The organism is Dietzia sp. IBK-p2-15D, from assembly GCF_057773105.1.
Genome location: NZ_JBYMTK010000123.1, coordinates 1 through 435 on the forward strand (window position 1 = coordinate 1; position 435 = coordinate 435).

General features: G+C 49.9%; 1 protein-coding gene. It reads right to left on the bottom strand.

Translation table 11 applies throughout. The features are described 5' to 3' along the window. Positions 1-161: 161 nt before the first annotated feature. The coding region (locus tag AC3DEV_RS17175; RefSeq protein WP_488372904.1) for a hypothetical protein at positions 162-435 on the bottom strand (274 nt) is incomplete at its 5' end.

Genomic DNA, 435 nt, shown 5'->3' on the forward strand with positions numbered 1-435 from the left:
TGTGTATCCCAACTTGCGCAGCGATAAGAATGTGAGAATATACTCCGCTGATTCGGCGCAGTCTCGACAAACCTTCACCTTGCACTTTTCGGCTATTTTGTAAGCGCCAACTATCATGCGCTGTTCCAGCTTGCGCCCGCACTTGTCGCAGGTGTAAGAGTTCATACACTAACCCGCTTTTCTGCCACACTCATTATCACCCTGCCATTATCGCCAACTAACCGCTGGTAAGTGCGCCCATTCCCGGCCTTGTGGCTGTACACCTCGTATCTTACCTCTTTGCACTTGAGTTCGGCGCACTCTGGAAGGCTGTGCATTTCCAGCATTGCATCAAGTTCTAACCCTGTAAAGCTGGCGTAAAGCATATCTAAATCATGGGGTAGCACGTTGGTGATCTGGTAGTTTAGTGCCTGGTTCACGGTGGTAGGTTTCATG